The following is a 23,220-nucleotide window of genomic DNA, read 5'->3' as shown; positions in this document are numbered from 1 at the left end:
TTTTTATGGAGAGTTTGATCCTGGCTCAGGATGAACGCTGGCGGCGTGCCTAATACATGCAAGTCGAGCGAACAGATAAGGAGCTTGCTCCTTTGACGTTAGCGGCGGACGGGTGAGTAACACGTGGATAACCTACCTATAAGACTGGGATAACTTCGGGAAACCGGAGCTAATACCGGATAAGATTTTGAACCGCATGGTTCAATAGTGAAAGACGGCCTTGCTGTCACTTATAGATGGATCCGCGCCGTATTAGCTAGTTGGTAAGGTAACGGCTTACCAAGGCAACGATACGTAGCCGACCTGAGAGGGTGATCGGCCACACTGGAACTGAGACACGGTCCAGACTCCTACGGGAGGCAGCAGTAGGGAATCTTCCGCAATGGGCGAAAGCCTGACGGAGCAACGCCGCGTGAGTGATGAAGGTCTTCGGATCGTAAAACTCTGTTATCAGGGAAGAACAAACGTGTAAGTAACTGTGCACGTCTTGACGGTACCTGATCAGAAAGCCACGGCTAACTACGTGCCAGCAGCCGCGGTAATACGTAGGTGGCAAGCGTTATCCGGAATTATTGGGCGTAAAGCGCGCGTAGGCGGTTTTTTAAGTCTGATGTGAAAGCCCACGGCTCAACCGTGGAGGGTCATTGGAAACTGGAAAACTTGAGTGCAGAAGAGGAAAGTGGAATTCCATGTGTAGCGGTGAAATGCGCAGAGATATGGAGGAACACCAGTGGCGAAGGCGACTTTCTGGTCTGTAACTGACGCTGATGTGCGAAAGCGTGGGGATCAAACAGGATTAGATACCCTGGTAGTCCACGCCGTAAACGATGAGTGCTAAGTGTTAGGGGGTTTCCGCCCCTTAGTGCTGCAGCTAACGCATTAAGCACTCCGCCTGGGGAGTACGACCGCAAGGTTGAAACTCAAAGGAATTGACGGGGACCCGCACAAGCGGTGGAGCATGTGGTTTAATTCGAAGCAACGCGAAGAACCTTACCAAATCTTGACATCCTTTGACCGCTCTAGAGATAGAGTTTTCCCCTTCGGGGGACAAAGTGACAGGTGGTGCATGGTTGTCGTCAGCTCGTGTCGTGAGATGTTGGGTTAAGTCCCGCAACGAGCGCAACCCTTAAGCTTAGTTGCCATCATTAAGTTGGGCACTCTAAGTTGACTGCCGGTGACAAACCGGAGGAAGGTGGGGATGACGTCAAATCATCATGCCCCTTATGATTTGGGCTACACACGTGCTACAATGGACAATACAAAGGGCAGCTAAACCGCGAGGTCAAGCAAATCCCATAAAGTTGTTCTCAGTTCGGATTGTAGTCTGCAACTCGACTACATGAAGCTGGAATCGCTAGTAATCGTAGATCAGCATGCTACGGTGAATACGTTCCCGGGTCTTGTACACACCGCCCGTCACACCACGAGAGTTTGTAACACCCGAAGCCGGTGGAGTAACCATTTATGGAGCTAGCCGTCGAAGGTGGGACAAATGATTGGGGTGAAGTCGTAACAAGGTAGCCGTATCGGAAGGTGCGGCTGGATCACCTCCTTTCTAAGGATATATTCGGAACATCTTCGTAGAAGATGAAGGAATAACATTGACATATTGTATTCAGTTTTGAATGTTTATACAACATTCAAATCAGCCTTTTTCAAAGAAAGCGATTCGCAGACAATGCGTTGAGTCATTTTAAAACGGAGTTTACTTTTGTAAATGAGTATTTAAAATGATGAAAACAAAGCCGAATGCAAACGCTTGACTGAAAATAGGATATTGTACATTGAAAACTAGATAAGTAAGTAAAATATAGATTTTACCAAGCAAAACCGAGTGAATTAGAGTTTTAAAGCTTGAATTCATAAGAAATAATCGCTAGTGTTCGAAAGAACACTCACAAGATTAATAACGCGTTTCCTGTAGGATGGAAACATAGATTAAGTTATTAAGGGCGCACGGTGGATGCCTTGGCACTAGAAGCCGAAGAAGGACGTTACTAACGACGATATGCTTTGGGGAGCTGTAAGTAAGCGTTGATCCAGAGATTTCCGAATGGGGAAACCCAACATGAGTTATGTCATGTTATCGATATGTGAATACATAGCATATCAGAAGGCAGACCCGGAGAACTGAAACATCTTAGTACCCGGAGGAAGAGAAAGAAAAATCGATTCCCTGAGTAGCGGCGAGCGAAACGGGAAGAGCCCAAACCAACAAGCTTGCTTGTTGGGGTTGTAGGACACTCTATACGGAGTTACAAAAGTATATATTAGACGAATCATCTGGAAAGTTGAATCAAAGAAGGTAATAATCCTGTAGTCGAAAATATATACTCTCTTGAGTGGATCCTGAGTACGACGGAGCACGTGAAATTCCGTCGGAATCTGGGAGGACCATCTCCTAAGGCTAAATACTCTCTAGTGACCGATAGTGAACCAGTACCGTGAGGGAAAGGTGAAAAGTACCCCGGAAGGGGAGTGAAAGAGAACTTGAAACCGTGTGCTTACAAGTAGTCAGAGCCCGTTAATGGGTGATGGCGTGCCTTTTGTAGAATGAACCGGCGAGTTACGATTTGATGCAAGGTTAAGCAGTGAATGTGGAGCCGTAGCGAAAGCGAGTCTGAATAGGGCGTTGAGTATTTGGTCGTAGACCCGAAACCAGGTGATCTACCCTTGGTCAGGTTGAAGTTCAGGTAACACTGAATGGAGGACCGAACCGACTTACGTTGAAAAGTGAGCGGATGAACTGAGGGTAGCGGAGAAATTCCAATCGAACCTGGAGATAGCTGGTTCTCTCCGAAATAGCTTTAGGGCTAGCCTCAAGTGATGATTATTGGAGGTAGAGCACTGTTTGGACGAGGGGCCCTTCTCGGGTTACCGAATTCAGACAAACTCCGAATGCCAATCAATTTAACTTGGGAGTCAGAACATGGGTGATAAGGTCCGTGTTCGAAAGGGAAACAGCCCAGACCACCAGCTAAGGTCCCAAAATATATGTTAAGTGGAAAAGGATGTGGCGTTGCCCAGACAACTAGGATGTTGGCTTAGAAGCAGCCATCATTTAAAGAGTGCGTAATAGCTCACTAGTCGAGTGACACTGCGCCGAAAATGTACCGGGGCTAAACATATTACCGAAGCTGTGGATTGTCCGTAGGACAATGGTAGGAGAGCGTTCTAAGGGCGTTGAAGCATGATCGCAAGGACATGTGGAGCGCTTAGAAGTGAGAATGCCGGTGTGAGTAGCGAAAGACGGGTGAGAATCCCGTCCACCGATTGACTAAGGTTTCCAGAGGAAGGCTCGTCCGCTCTGGGTTAGTCGGGTCCTAAGCTGAGGCCGACAGGCGTAGGCGATGGATAACAGGTTGATATTCCTGTACCACCTAGTATCGTTTTAATCGATGGGGGGACGCAGTAGGATAGGCGAAGCGTGCTATTGGATTGCACGTCCAAGCAGTAAGACTGAGTGTTAGGCAAATCCGGCACTCATAAGGTCAAGCTGTGATGGGGAGAGGAAATTGTTTCCTCGAGTCGTTGATTTCACACTGCCAAGAAAAGCCTCTAGATAGATAACAGGTGCCCGTACCGCAAACCGACACAGGTAGTCAAGATGAGAATTCTAAGGTGAGCGAGCGAACTCTCGTTAAGGAACTCGGCAAAATGACCCCGTAACTTCGGGAGAAGGGGTGCTCTTTAGGGTTAACGCCCAGAAGAGCCGCAGTGAATAGGCCCAAGCGACTGTTTATCAAAAACACAGGTCTCTGCTAAACCGTAAGGTGATGTATAGGGGCTGACGCCTGCCCGGTGCTGGAAGGTTAAGAGGAGTAGTTAGCTTCTGCGAAGCTACGAATCGAAGCCCCAGTAAACGGCGGCCGTAACTATAACGGTCCTAAGGTAGCGAAATTCCTTGTCGGGTAAGTTCCGACCCGCACGAAAGGCGTAACGATTTGGGCACTGTCTCAACGAGAGACTCGGTGAAATCATAGTACCTGTGAAGATGCAGGTTACCCGCGACAGGACGGAAAGACCCCGTGGAGCTTTACTGTAGCCTGATATTGAAATTCGGCACAGCTTGTACAGGATAGGTAGGAGCCTTTGAAACGTGAGCGCTAGCTTACGTGGAGGCATTGGTGGGATACTACCCTAGCTGTGTTGGCTTTCTAACCCGCACCACTTATCGTGGTGGGAGACAGTGTCAGGTGGGCAGTTTGACTGGGGCGGTCGCCTCCTAAAAGGTAACGGAGGCGCTCAAAGGTTCCCTCAGAATGGTTGGAAATCATTCATAGAGTGTAAAGGCATAAGGGAGCTTGACTGCGAGACTTACAAGTCGAGCAGGGTCGAAAGACGGACTTAGTGATCCGGTGGTTCCGCATGGAAGGGCCATCGCTCAACGGATAAAAGCTACCCCGGGGATAACAGGCTTATCTCCCCCAAGAGTTCACATCGACGGGGAGGTTTGGCACCTCGATGTCGGCTCATCGCATCCTGGGGCTGTAGTCGGTCCCAAGGGTTGGGCTGTTCGCCCATTAAAGCGGTACGCGAGCTGGGTTCAGAACGTCGTGAGACAGTTCGGTCCCTATCCGTCGTGGGCGTAGGAAATTTGAGAGGAGCTGTCCTTAGTACGAGAGGACCGGGATGGACATACCTCTGGTGTACCAGTTGTCGTGCCAACGGCATAGCTGGGTAGCTATGTATGGACGGGATAAGTGCTGAAAGCATCTAAGCATGAAGCCCCCCTCAAGATGAGATTTCCCAACTTCGGTTATAAGATCCCTCAAAGATGATGAGGTTAATAGGTTCGAGGTGGAAGCGTGGTGACACGTGGAGCTGACGAATACTAATCGATCGAAGACTTAATCAATTTTATGTTTTGCGACGCAAAATCACTTTACTTACTATCTAGTTTTGAATGTATAATACATTCCATTTGTCTGGTGACAATGGCAAGGAGGTCACACCTGTTCCCATGCCGAACACAGAAGTTAAGCTCCTTAGCGCCGATGGTAGTCGGACTAACGTTCCGCTAGAGTAGGACGTTGCCAGGCAAATATATAATTATTCCACAGTAGCTCAGTGGTAGAGCTATCGGCTGTTAACCGATCGGTCGTAGGTTCGAGTCCTACCTGTGGAGCCATGGCTCCTTGGTCAAGCGGTTAAGACACCGCCCTTTCACGGCGGTAACACGGGTTCGAGTCCCGTAGGAGTCATTTTAATGGAGAATTAGCTCAGCTGGGAGAGCATCTGCCTTACAAGCAGAGGGTCGGCGGTTCGAACCCGTCATTCTCCACCATTTATTTTGTTTAAATAAATATGTCGGAGGGGTAGCGAAGTGGCTAAACGCGGCGGACTGTAAATCCGCTCCTTCGGGTTCGGCAGTTCGAATCTGCCCCCCTCCACCATCTTAATGGGCTATAGCCAAGCGGTAAGGCAACGGACTTTGACTCCGTCACGCGCTGGTTCGAATCCAGCTAGCCCAGCCATAAGAGCCATTAGCTCAGTTGGTAGAGCATCTGACTTTTAATCAGAGGGTCAGAGGTTCGAATCCTCTATGGCTCACTCAAAACATCTTTCTTAGGAAAGATGTTTTTTTTATTGTTTTATGTAAACGAATACATTATTCTATAACTAATACTTAAAAGAGGTAGAGAATAAGATGAAAAATATAGATATTATTGGGGTACCTTCAACATTTGGTCAAAGAAAATTAGGAGTCAATCTTGGTCCAGATGCAATAAGGTATGCTGGTTTACAAGATAGATTAGAAAATATTGGTCTAAATGTTAGTGATAGAGGTAATATTGATGTACCGACAATAGATTTAAAAAAAATTCAACTCTGAGCAAGAAGGATTAAGAAACTATGATGAAATTGTTCAAGTTTCAAACACTTTAAGTGATAAAGTTGATCAAACTATATCCAATAATAGTTTTCCTCTAGTGATAGGTGGCGATCATTCTATTGCAGTAGGCTCTATTTCTGGAATAAGTAAACACTACTCTAATTTAGGGGTAATTTGGTATGATGCACATGGTGATTTAAATATTCCTGATGAATCTCCATCTGGTAATATACATGGTATGCCATTAAGAATATTACTTGGAGAAGGGCCAAGTGAACTTGTGAATTTAAATGATTTTCAACCTAAACTAAAACCTGAAAATGTTGTTCTTATTGGTATGCGAGATTTAGATAAAGGGGAACGTCATTATATTAAAGAACAAAATATTAAAACTTATACAATGGCTGATGTTGATAAGTTAGGTATTGAGTCTGTAATAAATGAGTCTGTACAATATTTAAAAGATAGAAATGTCGATGGATTACATTTATCTTTAGATGTTGATGCATTAGACCCTACAGAAACACCAGGAACCGGTACAAGAGTGTTAGGTGGTTTAAGTTATAGAGAAAGTCATTTTGCGCTTGAATTACTTCATGAAAGCAAAATGATTACATCTATGGATTTAGTTGAAGTTAACCCATTAATTGATTTACATAACAATACAGCGGAACAAGCTGTTTCATTACTTGGTACATTTTTTGGAGAAACACTACTATAATTTAATTTATGTAACTTGCATGTTAATCGACATGCAAGTTTTTTTCATTTTTATTAGTGTTCATATGACACGTGTTCTAATGATTGATATAATGAATAATATGGAAAATGTTATCGGAGGAGATGTTATGGATTTTTCCAATTTTTTTCAAAATTTTAGTACTTTAAAAGTCATAACTAGTGTCCTCGATTTATTGATTGTGTGGTATGTTCTTTATTTACTGATTACAGTTTTTAAAGGTACAAAAGCAATACAATTATTAAAAGGTATTGTTGTAATAGTAATCGGTCAACAAATCAGTAAAATACTAAATTTGACTGCAACTTCAAAATTGTTTGACATTGTGATTCAATGGGGAGTATTGGCATTAATTGTAATATTCCAACCAGAAATTCGAAGGGCTTTGGAACAATTAGGTAGAGGTAGTTTCTTAAAACGTTATACCAACGCCTATACTAAAGATGAAGAGAAATTAATTCAATCTGTATCAAAAGCGGTTCAATATATGGCTAAACGTCGTATTGGAGCACTTATAGTTTTTGAAAAGGAAACTGGTCTTCAAGATTATATTGAAACAGGTATTCCTATGGATTCTAAAATTTCTCAAGAATTATTAACCAATGTGTTTATACCTAATACACCATTACATGATGGTGCAATGATAATTCAAGGAACTAAAATAGCAGCAGCAGCAAGTTATTTACCATTATCAGATAGTGTTAAAATATCTAAAAGTTTAGGTACAAGACATAGAGCAGCTGTAGGTATTTCAGAAGTATCTGATGCTTTTACAGTTATTGTGTCAGAAGAAACTGGTGATATTTCAGTTACTTTTGATGGTAAGTTAAGAAGAGATATTTCAAATGAAGTGTTTGAAGAGCTATTATCTGAACATTGGTTTGGCACACACTTTCAAAAGAAAGGTGTGAATTAATATGTTAGAAAGTAAATGGGGATTAAGATTCGTTGCACTGATATTAGCTATATTTTTCTTCTTATCAGTGAATAATGTATTTGGGAATATCTTTAACTCTGATGATATATCACAGAAATCAACAAAAACAATACAAGATGTTCCAGTAGAAGCGATATATAACCATAAAGATTTACACGCTACACATGTACCAGACACAGTAGATGTAAATATTTCTGGTCCACAATCAAAGTTAATAAAAATTGAAGATCCCGATGATTTAAAAGTTGTTGTAGATTTATCAGGTGAAAAAGCTGGTAAATATCAAAAGAAATTTCAAGTTAAAGGTTTAAATAATAGCATTAATTATAATGTTAAACCTAAATCAGCCAACATCACATTAGAAAAGAAAATAACTAAAACAATGCATGTAGAGCCTGATGTAAGTCAAAGTGATATTGCAGATGGTTACCAAATTGATAATCAAAAAATTTCACCTGAAACAGTTAAAGTAACTGGTGGAGAAGAACAATTAAAACAAATTGCTTACTTAAAAGCAACATTCAAAAATTCTAGTAAAATAAGTAAAGATACTAAAGATATTGCTACAGTAAATGCTTATGACAAAGATTTAAATAAAATGAATGTTTCTATTAACCCAGATGAAGTTGATTTGAAAGTGTCTGTTAAACCTTATAGTAAAAAGGTTAAAGTTAACACAAAGACGACTGGAAAATTAAAAGACAATAAAAAGGTAGATAATGTTAAATTAAATGACGATGAAGTTGAAATTTATGGTAGTAGAGAAGATATACAGGGTATAAATAATATTACAGCTGAAATAGACTTAGATGATATTTCAGAGTCCACTGAGAAAACTGTAAAATTTGATTTACCTAAAAGTGTAAGTAGGGTTAACCCTGAAGAAACAAAAGCTTATATCACAGTTAAATAATTGAAAGAAATAAAAGGAGAGTAAAACATGGGAAAATATTTTGGTACTGACGGTGTCAGAGGTGTAGCAAATGAAGAATTAACACCTGAACTAGCGTTTAAGCTAGGTAGATATGGTGGTTATGTATTAGCACATAATAAAGGGGAAAATCACCCTAGAGTCCTTGTTGGTAGAGATACAAGAGTTTCAGGAGAAATGTTAGAATCAGCACTCATTGCAGGACTTATATCTATTGGAGCTGAAGTCATGCGATTGGGTATTATTTCAACGCCAGGTGTAGCATATTTAACGAGAGAAATGGACGCAGAATTAGGTGTAATGATTTCTGCATCACATAATCCAGTTGCAGATAATGGTATTAAATTCTTTGGTTCTGATGGTTTCAAATTATCAGATGATCAAGAAAATGAAATCGAAGAATTACTTGATCAAGAAAATCCAAGTTTACCAAGACCAACTGGTACAGAAATCGTTCATTATTCAGATTACTTTGAAGGTGCACAAAAATATTTAAGTTATTTAAAATCTACTGTAGATGTTAATTTAGAAGGTATGAAAATTGTTTTAGATGGTGCAAATGGTTCTACATCTTCTTTAGCACCATTTTTATTCGGCGATTTAGAAGCTGATACTGAAACAGTGGGTTGTAGTCCAGATGGATACAACATTAATGAAAATTGTGGTTCTACACATCCTGAAGCTCTTGCAAAAAAAGTTCTTGAAACTGGAAGTGACTTTGGTTTAGCATTTGACGGAGATGGAGATAGAATTATTGCTGTTGATGAAAATGGTAAAATCGTTGATGGAGACCAAATTATGTTTATTATTGGTCAAGAAATGCATAAAAACCAAGAATTAAATAATAATATGATAGTTTCAACTGTAATGAGTAATTTAGGTTTTTATAAAGCTTTAGAAAATGAAGGCATTCAATCTAATAAAACTAAAGTTGGAGACCGTTACGTTGTAGAAGAAATGAGAAGAGGAAATTATAATCTTGGTGGTGAGCAATCAGGTCATATCGTATTAATGGATTATAATACAACAGGTGATGGCTTATTAACTGGTGTACAATTAGCAGCTATCATCAAAATGTCAGGTAAATCATTAAGTGAGTTAGCTTCACAAATGAAAACATATCCTCAATCATTAATAAATGTAAGAGTAACAGATAAATATCGCGTTGAAGAAAATATTGATGTTAAAGAAGTAATGACTAAAGTTGAAGTTGAAATGAATGGAGAAGGTAGAATTTTAGTACGTCCTTCTGGAACAGAGCCATTAGTAAGAGTAATGGTTGAAGCTTCAACAGATGAAGATGCAAAAAGATATGCCCAACAAATTGCTGATGTCGTAGAAGACAAAATGGGTTTAGATAAATAATTCAAATAAAGAACGTGCCATAAATGAAAAGGCACGTTCTTTAAATATATATAATAAAAATGGACCAGAAGCTTACATCTGGTCCATTTTTGATTCAACAAATATTATTTTGAAATAAGTTCATTATATTCTTTTTCAATTTCTTCTGCTAATGGTCCTTCAACTTTAGCATACGTTTGTAAGAATGATTTTACACCATGTTCTTGAATATAATTATTCTTTTCAACAGTTTCTTGGTCAGCTTTATCATCATATTTTAAAAGTAGGGCAGCTGCTTTAACTAAGCCATCTCTTTCTAAATTATGTTCATATAAATAATTTAATGGTTTAATAATACGATCTTTAGGACCAATTTTACGTAGAGTTCCGCGACCAACACGTGTTACTTCATCAGATAGATAAGAGTTATTGAAACGTTCAATAATTTTTTCTACATATTGAGATTGTTCTGATTTAGAAAAATCAAATTCACGTGTGATATAATCACTTGTTTCAGCTAGTACACGTCTTAAACCAGCTTCGATAGTGCTATCTTGAACTGCATCTAATACAGTTGCTTTATTATCGTTATAACCAGCATATGCTAAGAAAGCATGTCCTGTATTAACAGTTAATAATTTTCTTTCAATATAAGGAGTTAAATCATCAACATATTTAATATGGTCTAATTCTTCACCATACCAAGCATCTTTTTCAACAACCCATTCATAGAAAGGTTCTACCATAACATCTAAAATATTTTCATTTTTTTGTAATGGAACAATTCTATCAACTGCAGAGTTTGCAAAATGAATATTGTCGCCTAAAGGACCAGTAATATCTAAAATAGCTTTTTTAAGTGTATCTGTAGCCATAATAGCATTTTCACAAGCAACGATATTAACATGGTTTTCTTTTTCTTTTAAATAAGGCGCAAATGATTTTGCAATAATAGGTAAAATGTTAACACCAACAGCAGTTGTGATTAAATCAGCTTCTAAAATAGCTTGTTTCAATTCGTCTGAAGGTTTAGCAGAATTAATCGCATCAACATTGTTTACCCTTGTAGTTGTTTTAGCTTCATCTGCTAAAATAACATCGTATTCATGTTCCGTTTGTAATGCATTAATAATTTCATCATTTACATCTGCAAATGTAACTTTAATATTATTATCAGCTAAAATATATCCAATAAATCCACGACCAATATTACCGGCACCAAAATGTACTGCTTTCATTATGCATCAGCCTCCTCAAAGACTTGTTTAATTTCGTCAGCTGATTTAGCGTTGATAATACGTTCTACATTTTCTTCTTCACTGAAAGTAATCGCAATTTTAGATAATAAGTCTAAGTGTTCTCCGTCTTTACCAGCGATACCAACGACAACTTTAACTTCTTCGCCATTCCAATCAACACCTTCAGGAATTTGTAATAAACTTAAGCCTGATTGAATAACATTTCCTTTAGCTTCTTCAGTACCGTGAGGAATTGCTAAACCGTTACCCATAAATGTTGAAACAACATCTTCACGATCTTTCATTGCTTGAATATAATTTTCAGTTACAGCTCCGCTATCAACTAGAGCTTGTCCTGCTTTCTCGATTGCATCGTTTTGGCTTGCTACTGATACGTTAATAAAAATGTTTTCATTACTGAATAATTCGCTCATTATAAATACACTCCTAAATTAATTGTTTTTTAATTCGTTTTAAAAATTGCTTTTCCAGTATAATTTTAAAGTCATGTGGATTTTTCATAAAATCATCTAAGTTTTCCAAATGGTTGCTTAGTGTTTCGGAAATTGTACTAACAAGATCTACCATGATTGCATTATCTGGAATAAACATACTTAACATATAATTAATGTAGTCATTGTCATTTTGAATATTACTCATCTTTATTGGTTCCTCCAAAATAGTTATGAGGATACATGGTTCTTTAAACATTGAATCTCTCATATGAGGAATAGCTATAGGGTAGGGGCTTAGTATCCAATTAGGATTTTCCTCCAACCGATGTTGTAATAATTCAGCGAATGACTGACCATCATCAATAATACGATGACTTACTAGGTAATCAGATAAATATTGATTCCAATTATCTACTGATTTATATTCTATTTTCACGGAATCAACTAACTTTAAACCTTGACGTATTGTTTCCATAACATCTTCAGGTGAATAATTAATTAATTCTTTTCCTTCATTGTGATTCATATGGTGTGCTTCTTTAGTATTTAAAAATGAAGCGACATATCCTATGTCAGAATCAGGGAGTAAAGGATTAACTGTTAAAAATGGTCTATCTATATCCAAATTTACGGTGGATATAATACCATCGTATTGAGATAAATCAAGCACGTTTAGATCACTTACAGAAGCCTGTGTAATTCGTTCAATTTCACTAAACACTTGTTCAAGTCTAGTTGCTAATAGACGGCTTGTACCTATGCCACTACTACAGACGACTAAAATATTTAAAAATTGATGTCCTTGGTTTTTAATTGATCCTCCAAAATGAAGGACAATAAAAGCAATCTCGCTATCAGGAAAGATTAACTCTGGCCAAACAACATGCAATGCTTTGCTCACATTATCAAATAGTCTTGGATATTTGTACTTAATCATATCGGTCAAAGGATTATATGTTTCAATATTTGATTCTAAACGATTAATTGCTGGATTAATATGCAATGATAATCCATTAATTAGAGTAGTTTTTTCATCAAAGTATTGACCCGAAATCTCTTCTACGGTTTGCACGAAAGATTTTATTTTTTGCTCATTTTTCTTATCTTCAAATAAAGTATCTTTAGTATCTTTACGTTTTGAACCCCGCAAGTGAATGGTAATAAATGTGACTTCAGCTTGGTTGAATTGGACATCATATAAATCTTCTAGACGTTTAGCAATTTCACTAGCTACTTCATGTTCAAATGTATGTTTTACTGATTGATAAATATCTTCATTAAGTGAAACATATTCATTGTTTTGCATCCGAGTAATACTTAGTACAATATGAACGGTTAACGTGAGATAGCTAGATTCTGTTAATGAATAGGGGAGCTCTCCTAAATAATCCATTAGAATTCTCTCAACTTTAAAAATTCGGTCTAAATCCACAAGTGATTGTTGAGATTGATGTAATGATTGGTAGACAAAATGATTTTCAATAACTGAATAAACACTTGTACTATTTAAATTATTTACCATTAGCTGACTTAAGAACTCTCTTTTTTTAGATTCAGTACCATTTAACATAACGCCTTCGCCACGTTTTCGTGTTAAGGATAATTGATATGATTCTAAATCATGTTCTAATTCATCTAATAATTTCGCTAATGATTGTATAGAAACGCTGATTTCTTGAGCAAGACTATACTGTTTAACGGCATGTTTAGATTGAATAAGAGCATATAAAATAATAACCTTTTGTTCTTCAACTGATAAGTCTATAGTTTGTTGTTGCGTCATTTCATATTTTAAGCTTTGAATAGCTTGTTGATCCCCATTTAAACGAATACCTTTTTTGTTAACTCGGTCAAGTTGAATTGAAAAGGTATCTATATATGATTCAACGTGCTTTAATTCTCTATGAATAGTACGAGAGGACACTGCCAGTTGTTGAGCAATGTCATATATAGTGACATATTGTCCGTGATACTTGATTAAAAGTTCTATAATCTCTTTTTCACGTGTACTCAATAACATGGCGGTATCCTCCATTAATATTAATATTTAAAAATTATTGTTCTTCTTTTTTAAGGTTATTTAGTAATTCTTCATATCTTGGTGAGTTTAAGAAGTTATCAACTGAAATGTGAATTGCATTTGGTACTTGTTTAATTGCACGGTCAGTTAATGTTTTTTGAGTGATAACTAATTGAGCATCACTTGGTAATTGGTTAATTGCTGTGTTTGTAACATTTACATCTGAGATGCCAGCTTTTTTGAATTTATTACGTAACATACTAGCACCCATTGCACTAGAACCCATACCCGCATCACATGCAAAGATAACATGGTCAACATTACTGTAATCGTGGGCATCAACATCTTCAGTATTATAATTATCTAATAATTGATCAGCATTATCTTCATCATCAGATTGTTCTGTTGAAGTAGCAGCACCTGCAGCGCCAGCACCTGTTGCAGCACCAGCAGTAGTAGCTTTAGCTGATGAGTCATTATTATCTTTATTAGTTAATTTTGAAGACACACTTGATTTTTTACCTTTAGTTGCTTCCATTTGAGCAGTAGCAGCTTCTAAATCTTGTTTAGGTTCTTTAGTGAACTTAAGAATGATTGCTGAAACAGCGAAAGAAACTAATGTCGCTAATACTACACCTAATAACATATGAAGGAATTCACCTTTAGGTGCGTTAATACAATAAGTGATAAATGATCCTGGTGACGCTGGACTTCTAAATCCAAATCCAGTTGCTTGATAAGTAGCAACGCCAGTCATACCACCTAAAATAACTGAGATAAATAACATTGGTCTCATTAATACGTAAGGGAAATAAATTTCATGAATTCCACCTAAGAAGTGGATGATTCCTGCACCGTAAGAAGTAGCTTTTGCAGTTCCTTTACCAAAGAACATATATGCAAGTAAAATACCAAAACCAGGTCCAGGGTTTGATTCAATTGTATAAAGTATTGATTGACCTGCTGTAGCAGCTTGGTCAGCACCAAGTGGTGTGAATACACCATGGTTGATAGCGTTATTTAAGAATACAATTTTAGCTGGTTCAACTAAAATACTTACGATTGGAAGTAAATGAGCATGAACTAAAGCCTCAACTGCAACTGATAATATATGCATTATGAATTTCATGATTGGAGCTAAAATTTCAAAACTTAAAATTGTCATGATGAAACCTAGGATACCAGCAGAGAAGTTATTGAATAACATCTCGAAACCTTGTGGTGTTCTAGGTTGAACAAATTCGTCAGTTTTTTTCATTAACCAACCAACTAATGGTCCCATAATCATTGCACCAAGTAACATTGGTGTGTCAGGTAATGCTACGATAACCCCCATAGTTGATGTAGCAGCAATGATACCACCACGTAATCCGTGGATTAAACGTCCACCACTAAATGCGATTAATAATGGGATTAAAAATTTAATCATAGGATCAGCTAATTGAGATAAATCTTTATTAGGCATCCATCCATTGTCTATAAATATAGCAGCGATAAATCCCCAAGCGATGAACGCGCCAATGTTTGGCATGATCATACTACTAAGAAAAGAACCGAATGCTTGAACTTTACGGCCAAAACCTTTGTTTTCTTGTTTCTGAGCCATATCTACACCTCTTTTTTAATTAGTATTTGACTATATTTATTGTAAATCTAAGTAGACAATTACTACAACAAGAACAAAATTCAAATTTGTCATAATAATCATGACAACAATCATTCTATAATATATAGGTAAAGATAATGTAAATTAAAAGCTTTATTACAATGAATTTTAAATGGAAATGGTAGTACATATTTTTTACAAAAACCTTGTGAAAATATTTGCAATTAAGACAAACTACATTGTACAATAGGTTCTAATGGAAGGGAGGATAGTAAAACAATATTACAAAGCGCCTGTGCAAGCTATTAATGACATGTGAGGATTAGAAATTAAATCTATTTGTATAAATTTCTATAGCGTACATTTATAACTTGTAGACGAGGAGGATAGTGATCGAATAGATCGGCGGATGCTATCCCGGATGTGGCTCATTCGTTAGCTTATTAAGTAAAACAGTAGGGTAACCTATTGGACAAAGTTAATAAGATCGCCAATTAATATTATATAAAATGAAAAACGTTAGAAGTTTAAGTGTGATAATTTATCACGCTTATTTTCAAGTGTGGTTAAACTAAGATAAAAGTTACTACAAATATGAACGCTAATGATAGTAGATTACTAAACTAAATTATAAGTAATAAATCATTGCTACTAACGTTATTTCAATAACTGGAGGAAAAGTAAATATGTGCGGAATAGTAGGATATATTGGCTATGATAATGCCAAAGAATTATTATTAAAAGGTTTAGAAAAATTAGAATATAGAGGTTATGATTCAGCTGGTGTTGCTGTAGCAAACGACGAAGGCACTAAAGTATTTAAAGAAAAAGGTCGTATTGCAGAATTACGCAAAGTAGCGGATAGTAGTGATATTGATGGCACTGTTGGAATCGGTCACACTCGTTGGGCAACACATGGTGTACCTAACTATGAAAACTCACATCCACATCAATCAACTACTGGTCGTTTTACACTAGTACATAATGGTGTAATTGAAAACTATGAAGAATTAAGAAATGAATATTTAAATGATGTTAAATTTGTTTCTGAAACAGATACAGAAGTTATCGTTCAATTAATTGAATACTTCTCTAAACAAGGTTTTGAAACAGAAGATGCATTTACTAAAGTTGTTTCATTATTACATGGTTCATACGCTTTAGGTTTATTAGATGAAGAAGATAAAGATACTATGTATGTAGCTAAGAATAAATCACCACTTTTAATCGGTGTTGGTGATGGTTTTAATGTCATTGCATCAGATGCATTAGCTATGTTACAAGTAACTAATCAATATAAAGAAATTCATGACCATGAAATTGTTATCGTTAAACGTGATGAAGTTATTATCAAGGATATTAACGGTCAAGTTCAAGAACGTGACGCTTATACTGCTGAAATTGATGCATCAGATGCTGAAAAAGGTGTTTACGATCACTACATGTTAAAAGAGATTCACGAACAACCAGCTGTTATGCGTCGAATTATTCAAGAATATCAAGATGACGAAGGTAATCTAAAAATTGATAAAGACATAGTAGATGATGTTGCACAAGCTGATCGTATCTATATTATCGCTGCTGGTACTAGCTATCATGCTGGTTTAGTTGGTAAAGAATTCTTAGAAAAATGGGCAGGTGTACCAACAGAAGTACACGTAGCTTCTGAATTTGTTTATAACATGCCTTTATTATCTGAAAAACCATTATTCATTTATATTTCACAATCTGGTGAAACTGCAGATAGTCGTGCCGTATTGGTTGAAACTAAAAAATTAGGTCATAAAGCGCTAACAATAACTAACGTATCTGGTTCAACATTATCACGTGAAGCGGATCACACATTATTATTACATGCAGGTCCAGAAATTGCTGTAGCTTCTACTAAAGCATATACAGCACAAATTGCTGTATTATCTATTTTAGCTCAAATAGTTGCTAAAACACATGGTCGTGAAGCAGACATTGATTTATTAAGAGAATTAGCGAAAGTTACTACTGCAATCGAATCTATCGTAGACGATGCACCTGTAATGGAACAAATTGCTACTGATTTCCTTGAGACAACACATAATGCATTCTTTATTGGTCGTACTATTGATTATAATGTCAGTCAAGAAGGTGCATTAAAACTTAAAGAGATTTCATATATTCAAGCTGAAGGATTTGCTGGCGGTGAATTAAAACATGGTACGATTGCATTAATTGAAGATCGTACACCAGTTATTGCTTTAGCTACTCAAGACAATGTAAACTTATCTATTCGTGGTAATGTTAAAGAAGTTGCTGCACGTGGTGCTAGTACTTGTATTATCTCAATGGAAGGTTTAGAAAAAGAGGGAGATACGTACGTCATTCCTCATGTTCATGAATTATTAACACCATTAGTTTCAGTAGTAGCACTACAATTAATTTCTTATTATGCAGCGCTACACAGAGATCTTGATGTTGATAAACCACGTAACTTAGCAAAATCAGTTACAGTTGAATAAATTTAAAAATTAAAAGTGATGAATACCATAATTTTGGTATTAAGAAACTTTAACATGTTGATATAAGGATAATCCCTTTTAGTTATGAGTTGACTAAAAAGGGATTATTTTTATTGCACTTTTCTTAAATAAGTGACAAAATTTTAAGTAATATAGAACTTAACATATTGGAGGATTATATGGACAACATAAAAGCGATATTTTTAGATATGGATGGTACAATTTTACATGAAGATAATAGAGCATCTGAATATACTAGAGACGTCATTAATTCACTAAGAGATAATGAATTCAAAGTATTCTTAGCGACTGGGCGTTCATATTCTGAAATTCATCAACTAGTACCAGAAGGTTTTTTAGTTGATGGTATTATAAGTTCCAACGGTACAACTGGTGAAGTCAATGATAAAAATATATTTAAGCATAGTATGTCTTTAGATTCTGTGAATCAAATTGTGAAATTAGCACAACAACATCACATTTATTATGAAGTATTCCCATTTGGTGAACAACGCCTAGTATTAAAAGAAGATCAATCTTGGATGAGTGAAATGGTGAGTGGCAGTGAAACGCCTCCTAATAATGTAGGACAAAGCGAATGGGCATCAAGACGAGAAGCCATAAAAGATAAAATTCAATGGGTAGATCAATTTCCTGAAAAGGATTATTCAAAAATATATCTATTTAATACAAACTTAGATAAAATTAGTCGTTTTCGTGATGAACTTCAACAAAATAAAGTATTACTAAATATTAGTGTATCTAACTCTTCACGTTATAACGCTGAAACAATGGCTTATAATACTGATAAAGGTACAGGTATCAAAGAAATGATTGAATACTTTAATATTAAACAAGAAGAAACACTTGTGATAGGTGACAGTGATAACGATAGAGCTATGTTTGAATTTGGACATTATACAGTTGCAATGAAAAATGCTCGTACAGAAATTCAATCATTAACAGACGATGTAACTGAATATACTAATGAAGAAGATGGCGCAGCCAAATACTTAAAAAAACATTTTCCAAGTTAAGATATTGATTGAAATAGATATAATAAAAAGGTCGAAGTACAATTTTAAATATTTGTACTTCGACCTTTATTATTAATTATTTATTATTAGGATTATTTTTATCAATTGTATCTTTAGCTGTTTCTTCTAAATTATCTTTATGAGATGTTGTAGAATTTGATAAATCATCTTTGTGTTGAGTAGCTTTATCGTTTAATTCTTTTTTAGAATCTTGAGTAGTAGATTTTGCGTTATCTTTTAAATCAGATGAATGTTGATCAACTTTATCTTTAGTTGTATCTTGTAAATCTTGTGTTTTTGTAGTTTTATTATTTGTGTCTTTATTTGCAACTGCTTTATTAGCTTTATTCTTTTTAGAGTTAGTTGTAACTTTTTCGCCACGGCGAATAAAGTATTGAACGATACCCATAAGTAAAGCATAGTAGATAAATAAAGTTACTAAAATTACAATGATATTTATAATGATTAATATTATTTGAGCAACCGATTGTGAAATACTATTTGAATATAAAAGCATTAAAGCTGTAATTAGGTTTGTGATGAAGTTTAATACTAATAAGATTAATAAAACACTTATAAAGAATTTTAACCATGTTTTATGTCCGTTTTTAATAGCTTTAAATCCATTTTTGAAACTAGTCATTGCTGATTGCTTAGGATTTTCAACATAAGCAGCTGTATAATTAATAATGAAAATTAAGAATAGCCAGCTAAATATAGAAAGAATAAAGCTAATTATTAAACTAAAAACAATTTGGTACGTTACGGCCAGTCCTTGATGATCATTTAAATCAATGTTGGACATAATTAAATTGTTCAATGGGGACATAGCTAATAATAGTAACTTTCTTAAGTAATAATTAATTAATCCAATGATAATAAACAATACTATTGTAATTAATGCTAGTAATAAACTTTTAGCATAGTGACCTTTTTTAAAGGCGATAAATAAATCAGAGAATTTAACTTTATCTTTTCTGATAGCTCTAGAAATAACATTTATAGCACCAGTTAATAACTGATAACCTAAAAATATAAATAATAAGATGACTAATACAGCTACACCAATAATTGGAATAAGTAATGGTCCTGCTGGTTGACCGAATTGCATCATCATTTGTAATTGCATCATTTGTTGGCCAATCATAGCCATTGCAACTCTACCGACTAAGAAAATGACGATAAAGCTTATTAATGTAAATAATATTGCTTTAAGATTCTGGGGTTTAGCATTCTTAAATGCTAAGTTATAATATTTAAACAAATTTTAAGCACTCCTTTTCGTTAATATAAATACAATATCAAAAATTTGGACTTTTTCAAATTAATATCTAACATAATAGGGTATTAAGTGTTAAAATATTCTAATGAATTTAATATGAAAGGAGATATCATCATGAAATTTGCAATTATAACTGATGTACATGGTAACTTTGATGCATTAGAAACTGTATTAGATGATATTGATAGTAGAGAAGATATTGAAAAAATTTATAATCTTGGAGATAATATCGGAATCGGACATGAAACAAACAAAGTATTAGACCATATTTTCGATCGCGATGATATGGAAATGATTGCAGGTAATCATGATGAAGCTATTATGTCGGTTGTAAACGGCACTCCTTATCCGGAAGATTTAAAAGATAAGTTTTACGAACATCATCAATGGATTGCTAGCCATTTAGATGAAGAATATTATGAAGAATTAAATCAATTACCTCGATTTATCGAAAAAGAAATTTGCGGTAAAAAAGTGTTATTTATACACTATGAGATTGAAAATGATAAATTATCTTCTCCTATAGATAAAGTACCTTTTAGTCCTATAGTCAAAGATGATGAACAAGAAATGACACAATTATTTGCAGATAAAGATGCAGATTTAATTATTTTTGGTCATAATCACAGATTGCATATGTTTGACGATAAAAATAAAATGTATTTTAATCCAGGTTCTGTTGGATTAAATAACGGTTCAAATGCTGTTTATGGTATTGTTACTATTACAGAAACTGATATTTCAATTGAAAGAGTTAAAGTTGCATTTGATAATGAAGAATTTTTAGAGGGATTTGAAGCTAAACAAGTACCTGCTAGAGATTTTATATTTGATAAATTTATATAAAATAGAAGTTGCCTCTCCACAAGTTAATTTAAAGCTTGGAGAGGCAATTTTTTTATTTAATGATGATGTTCTTGTCCATGAATGCCTGAACATAATGTCGCGTCATCGTGATCATGATTTGCTGTTTCAAGTTGAATCGTCATATGTTGGATGTTTAAATGCAATAAGTCATGTTCAATTTGCTTAAGTAGTAGTTCTCCTTCTTTGATAGTTAACGTATCAGCAACAACTGCATGACAACTTAAGGCATTTAAATCATTAGAAATAGTCCAAACATGATAATCATGCACACTTTGGATAACGCTATGATTTGTTAGCGACTGTATAATTGCATCTAAATCAACATCGCTAGGTGTTCCTTCCATTAAAATGTTGATTGAAGATTTAGCTATACCATATGCACTTTTTAAAATAATGACGGACACTAAAATACTAGCGATAGGGTCAGCGATAGTCCAACCTAATGTCCAAATCAAAATGGCTGCTACAATCGCACCGATAGAGCCAAATAAGTCACCAAGTACATGTAAAAAAGCGCCTCTCATATTAAGGTTATGTGACGTGTCACCGCTTTTAAACATTAAAATTGCAACTGCAACATTAACGATTAAACCAATTAAACTAATAATAAACATTTCTTTCGATTGTACTTCAGGTGGTGCGAAAAATCGTTTGATTGCTTCTATTACTATTAAAATACTAATGACAAACAACGTCACGCCATTAAAAAGTGCTGCTAATACTTCAAAACGTTTATAGCCATAAGTCTTAGATGTAGTTGCATGTTTTTCTGCATAGATAAATGCGATTAACGCTACAAAAAGTGATAAAGAGTCACTAAACATATGAAAACCATCGGACAGTAATGCAAGACTATTAGCTAAAAAACCACCAATGATTTCTACTAACATAAATAGTCCGATAATAAGAAACGAGATAAATAGAACTTTTTTATTATTTGTGTGTACATGACCATGAGAATGATCATGATGATGTTGTGTTGTCATATTATTTTTCACCTTCTATTGGATGACTCGCATGATGAATAGCTTGCTTTAATAGGGTAGAGACATGTTGATCATCTAAAGAATAAATCATACTTTGACCTTGTCGTTTAGATTTAACTAGGTTGACTGATTTTAATAATTTAAGTTGATGTGAAACATTAGATTGTGATAGGTCTAATGTGTGTGAAATATGCCCTACACTAGATTCACCAGTTGCTAACAATTCCATGATTCTAATACGATTTATATCACTTAAAGCTTTGAAAATATCAGTAACTCTTTCTAATGTTTGATGATGGGATGTTTCAAGTTTACTTTCAGTCATACGAACACCTCTTAATATATGAATACTTGTTCATATATTAATATACAATGGTTTGAAATTAAGGTCAATAATATAATGGAAGTTTAATTGGATATTTAAGTGGTAAATGAGTTATTACAAGAAATAAAAAGGAGGACGTTGGAATGAGTATATTAGTAATTGGTGCTAACGGTGGCGTAGGTTCTAAATTAGTAAATCAATTAAAAGAAGATAATGTTGACTTTACTGCCGGTGTTAGAAAAGATGAGCAAGTGTCAGAATTAGAAAATAATGACATTAAAGCTCTAAATATTGATGTTGAAAATGATAGTATCGAAGACTTAACAAACAAATTCCAATCATTTGATAAAGTGATTTTCTCTGTTGGTTCAGGTGGAAGTACAGGTGCAGACAAAACTTTTTATGTAGATTTAGATGGTGCTGTTAAAACAATCAAAGCAAGTGAAAAAGCAGGTATCAAACATTATGTTATGGTCTCAACTTATGATTCAAGAAGAGAAGCGTTTGACGCAAGCGGGGATTTAAAACCATATACTATTGCAAAACATTATGCTGATGATTATTTAAGACATTCAGATTTAAATTATACAATTGTACATCCAGGTGGTCTCAAAGATGATGCAGGTACTGGAAAAATTAAAGCGGATTTATATTTCGATAGTTATAGCACAATTCCACGTGAAGATGTTGCACGAGTTCTAAAATATGTTGTAACTTCAGATAAATTCAGTAATCAAGAATTCCAAATTTTATCTGGAGAATCAACAATTGAAGATGCTCTAAAAGCATATGAATAATTAATTATAAGTTCAAATTATAAAATGACTTAGGGGATATATTTCAATCGTCCCCTAAGTTTTTTTATTTATAATAAACATGGAATATTTTATGATTAAAATGAGGAATTTTATAACTTATCATCATTGCGAGATATTGTTATAATAACTAGAACCATTCATTTTATAATAGAATCGTTAATTAAAATATAAAGATAATATTGTCTTGTAAATATTTATCAAAATCAACATAACCATTGAATTATGAATTATGATACAATCACATGTAGTGAGTTGAAATGATTTTATAACATTTCAAACTAAAGTAACATATACATATTATTAGAAC

At 35.1% G+C, this 23,220-nt stretch carries 14 protein-coding genes, 6 tRNA genes, 3 rRNA genes and 1 pseudogene; 17 read left to right on the top strand and 7 right to left on the bottom strand.

Going from position 1 to position 23,220, the window contains the following annotated elements; translation table 11 throughout:
- The first annotated feature begins 2 nt into the window (after nt 1–2).
- The 13 genes and pseudogenes from LFT63_RS05860 to glmM all read left to right on the top strand — a co-directional run bounded on the left by LFT63_RS05860 (nt 3) and on the right by glmM (nt 9,808).
- Nucleotides 3–1,555: ribosomal RNA gene (locus tag LFT63_RS05860) — 16S ribosomal RNA — on the top strand.
- A 381-nt stretch (nt 1,556–1,936) separates the two neighbouring features.
- Nucleotides 1,937–4,858: ribosomal RNA gene (locus LFT63_RS05855) — 23S ribosomal RNA — on the top strand.
- A 69-nt stretch (nt 4,859–4,927) separates the two neighbouring features.
- Nucleotides 4,928–5,042: ribosomal RNA gene (rrf, locus tag LFT63_RS05850) — 5S ribosomal RNA — on the top strand.
- Together the 16S, 23S and 5S rRNA genes with 6 tRNA genes alongside form the textbook arrangement of a ribosomal RNA operon.
- 14 nt (nt 5,043–5,056) lie before the next feature.
- A tRNA-Asn gene (locus LFT63_RS05845) sits at nt 5,057–5,131 on the top strand.
- A gap of 1 nt (nt 5,132) precedes the next feature.
- Nucleotides 5,133–5,204 (top strand) — tRNA-Glu (locus LFT63_RS05840).
- 7 nt (nt 5,205–5,211) lie between these two features.
- Nucleotides 5,212–5,287 (top strand) — tRNA-Val (locus LFT63_RS05835).
- A gap of 25 nt (nt 5,288–5,312) precedes the next feature.
- Nucleotides 5,313–5,396: transfer RNA gene (locus LFT63_RS05830), tRNA-Tyr, on the top strand.
- 6 nt (nt 5,397–5,402) lie between these two features.
- A tRNA-Gln gene (locus LFT63_RS05825) sits at nt 5,403–5,477 on the top strand.
- Nucleotides 5,478–5,480: 3 nt separating this feature from the next.
- Nucleotides 5,481–5,553 (top strand) — tRNA-Lys (locus LFT63_RS05820).
- 97 nt (nt 5,554–5,650) lie between these two features.
- A pseudogene (rocF, locus tag LFT63_RS05815) lies at nt 5,651–6,557 on the top strand (arginase).
- 127 nt (nt 6,558–6,684) lie between these two features.
- On the top strand, nt 6,685–7,491 hold the full coding sequence (gene cdaA / locus LFT63_RS05810) for a diadenylate cyclase CdaA (RefSeq protein WP_026083467.1): 807 nt from the start codon (nt 6,685–6,687) through the stop codon (nt 7,489–7,491).
- Between the two features lies 1 nt (nt 7,492).
- The gene (locus LFT63_RS05805) at nt 7,493–8,425 is read left to right on the top strand and encodes a CdaR family protein (protein ID WP_029056155.1); all 933 of its coding nucleotides are present in this window, start codon (nt 7,493–7,495) and stop codon (nt 8,423–8,425) included.
- A gap of 27 nt (nt 8,426–8,452) precedes the next feature.
- The gene (glmM, locus tag LFT63_RS05800; RefSeq protein ID WP_017636992.1) at nt 8,453–9,808 is read left to right on the top strand and encodes a phosphoglucosamine mutase; all 1,356 of its coding nucleotides are present in this window, start codon (nt 8,453–8,455) and stop codon (nt 9,806–9,808) included.
- A gap of 104 nt (nt 9,809–9,912) precedes the next feature.
- Here the strand turns inward: glmM and LFT63_RS05795 are convergent, their stop codons facing one another.
- Genes LFT63_RS05795 through LFT63_RS05780 form a run of 4 tightly spaced genes read right to left on the bottom strand, consistent with a single transcriptional unit; the run spans nt 9,913 to nt 15,106 of the window.
- A complete protein-coding gene (locus LFT63_RS05795; RefSeq protein ID WP_017636993.1) occupies nt 9,913–11,025 on the bottom strand; it encodes a mannitol-1-phosphate 5-dehydrogenase in 1,113 nt (370 codons plus the stop codon).
- Nucleotides 11,025–11,459 (bottom strand): PTS sugar transporter subunit IIA, encoded by a 435-nt coding sequence (locus LFT63_RS05790; RefSeq protein WP_017636994.1) that lies wholly within the window; start codon nt 11,457–11,459, stop codon nt 11,025–11,027. The genes LFT63_RS05795 and LFT63_RS05790 overlap by 1 nt, the downstream gene beginning before the upstream one ends.
- A 13-nt stretch (nt 11,460–11,472) precedes the next feature.
- Nucleotides 11,473–13,500 (bottom strand): BglG family transcription antiterminator, encoded by a 2,028-nt coding sequence (locus LFT63_RS05785; protein WP_340768277.1) that lies wholly within the window; start codon nt 13,498–13,500, stop codon nt 11,473–11,475.
- 34 nt (nt 13,501–13,534) lie between these two features.
- The gene (locus tag LFT63_RS05780; RefSeq protein ID WP_029056157.1) at nt 13,535–15,106 is read right to left on the bottom strand and encodes a PTS mannitol transporter subunit IICB; all 1,572 of its coding nucleotides are present in this window, start codon (nt 15,104–15,106) and stop codon (nt 13,535–13,537) included.
- 686 nt (nt 15,107–15,792) lie between these two features.
- Between LFT63_RS05780 and glmS the strand changes: the two genes are divergently transcribed.
- Nucleotides 15,793–17,598, top strand: coding sequence for a glutamine--fructose-6-phosphate transaminase (isomerizing) (gene glmS, locus LFT63_RS05775; RefSeq protein WP_029056158.1), 1,806 nt, complete (start codon nt 15,793–15,795; stop codon nt 17,596–17,598).
- A 179-nt stretch (nt 17,599–17,777) separates the two neighbouring features.
- A complete protein-coding gene (locus tag LFT63_RS05770; RefSeq protein WP_340768273.1) occupies nt 17,778–18,635 on the top strand; it encodes an HAD family hydrolase in 858 nt (285 codons plus the stop codon).
- 76 nt (nt 18,636–18,711) lie between these two features.
- Here the strand turns inward: LFT63_RS05770 and LFT63_RS05765 are convergent, their stop codons facing one another.
- Nucleotides 18,712–19,899: a lytic transglycosylase gene (locus tag LFT63_RS05765; RefSeq protein ID WP_029056159.1), complete on the bottom strand. Its 1,188-nt coding sequence runs from the start codon at nt 19,897–19,899 to the stop codon at nt 18,712–18,714.
- A gap of 132 nt (nt 19,900–20,031) precedes the next feature.
- On the opposite strand from LFT63_RS05765, the gene LFT63_RS05760 reads away from it, so the two are divergent.
- The gene (locus LFT63_RS05760; RefSeq protein ID WP_029056160.1) at nt 20,032–20,763 is read left to right on the top strand and encodes a metallophosphoesterase family protein; all 732 of its coding nucleotides are present in this window, start codon (nt 20,032–20,034) and stop codon (nt 20,761–20,763) included.
- Nucleotides 20,764–20,819: 56 nt separating this feature from the next.
- Here the strand turns inward: LFT63_RS05760 and czrB are convergent, their stop codons facing one another.
- Complete coding sequence (gene czrB / locus LFT63_RS05755; RefSeq protein WP_029056161.1) at nt 20,820–21,770, bottom strand: CDF family zinc efflux transporter CzrB; 951 nt, start codon at nt 21,768–21,770, stop codon at nt 20,820–20,822.
- Between the two features lies 1 nt (nt 21,771).
- Entirely contained in the window at nt 21,772–22,095 is a 324-nt protein-coding gene (locus LFT63_RS05750; protein WP_029056162.1) for an ArsR/SmtB family transcription factor, read from the bottom strand.
- Between the two features lie 143 nt (nt 22,096–22,238).
- Between LFT63_RS05750 and LFT63_RS05745 the strand changes: the two genes are divergently transcribed.
- On the top strand, nt 22,239–22,892 hold the full coding sequence (locus LFT63_RS05745; RefSeq protein ID WP_029056163.1) for an NAD(P)-binding oxidoreductase: 654 nt from the start codon (nt 22,239–22,241) through the stop codon (nt 22,890–22,892).
- The last annotated feature ends 328 nt before the right edge of the window (nt 22,893–23,220 follow it).

Source organism: Staphylococcus sp. FSL H8-0121 (assembly GCF_038008425.1).
Classification (GTDB): Bacteria; Bacillota; Bacilli; order Staphylococcales; family Staphylococcaceae; genus Staphylococcus; species Staphylococcus pasteuri.
Note: the sequence above shows the minus strand (reverse complement) of the source record. Positions and strands in the feature narration are given on the sequence as shown.

Coding starts and splice junctions, on each gene's coding strand:
- LFT63_RS05770 (WP_340768273.1), top strand. CDS start 17,778: ATGGACAACATAAAAGCGATATTTTTAGATATGGATGGTACAATTTTA.
- czrB (WP_029056161.1), bottom strand. CDS start 21,770: ATGACAACACAACATCATCATGATCATTCTCATGGTCATGTACACACA.
- LFT63_RS05780 (WP_029056157.1), bottom strand. CDS start 15,106: ATGGCTCAGAAACAAGAAAACAAAGGTTTTGGCCGTAAAGTTCAAGCA.
- cdaA (WP_026083467.1), top strand. CDS start 6,685: ATGGATTTTTCCAATTTTTTTCAAAATTTTAGTACTTTAAAAGTCATA.
- LFT63_RS05795 (WP_017636993.1), bottom strand. CDS start 11,025: ATGAAAGCAGTACATTTTGGTGCCGGTAATATTGGTCGTGGATTTATT.
- glmS (WP_029056158.1), top strand. CDS start 15,793: ATGTGCGGAATAGTAGGATATATTGGCTATGATAATGCCAAAGAATTA.
- LFT63_RS05745 (WP_029056163.1), top strand. CDS start 22,239: ATGAGTATATTAGTAATTGGTGCTAACGGTGGCGTAGGTTCTAAATTA.
- glmM (WP_017636992.1), top strand. CDS start 8,453: ATGGGAAAATATTTTGGTACTGACGGTGTCAGAGGTGTAGCAAATGAA.
- LFT63_RS05785 (WP_340768277.1), bottom strand. CDS start 13,500: ATGTTATTGAGTACACGTGAAAAAGAGATTATAGAACTTTTAATCAAG.
- LFT63_RS05805 (WP_029056155.1), top strand. CDS start 7,493: ATGTTAGAAAGTAAATGGGGATTAAGATTCGTTGCACTGATATTAGCT.
- LFT63_RS05750 (WP_029056162.1), bottom strand. CDS start 22,095: ATGACTGAAAGTAAACTTGAAACATCCCATCATCAAACATTAGAAAGA.
- LFT63_RS05790 (WP_017636994.1), bottom strand. CDS start 11,459: ATGAGCGAATTATTCAGTAATGAAAACATTTTTATTAACGTATCAGTA.
- LFT63_RS05760 (WP_029056160.1), top strand. CDS start 20,032: ATGAAATTTGCAATTATAACTGATGTACATGGTAACTTTGATGCATTA.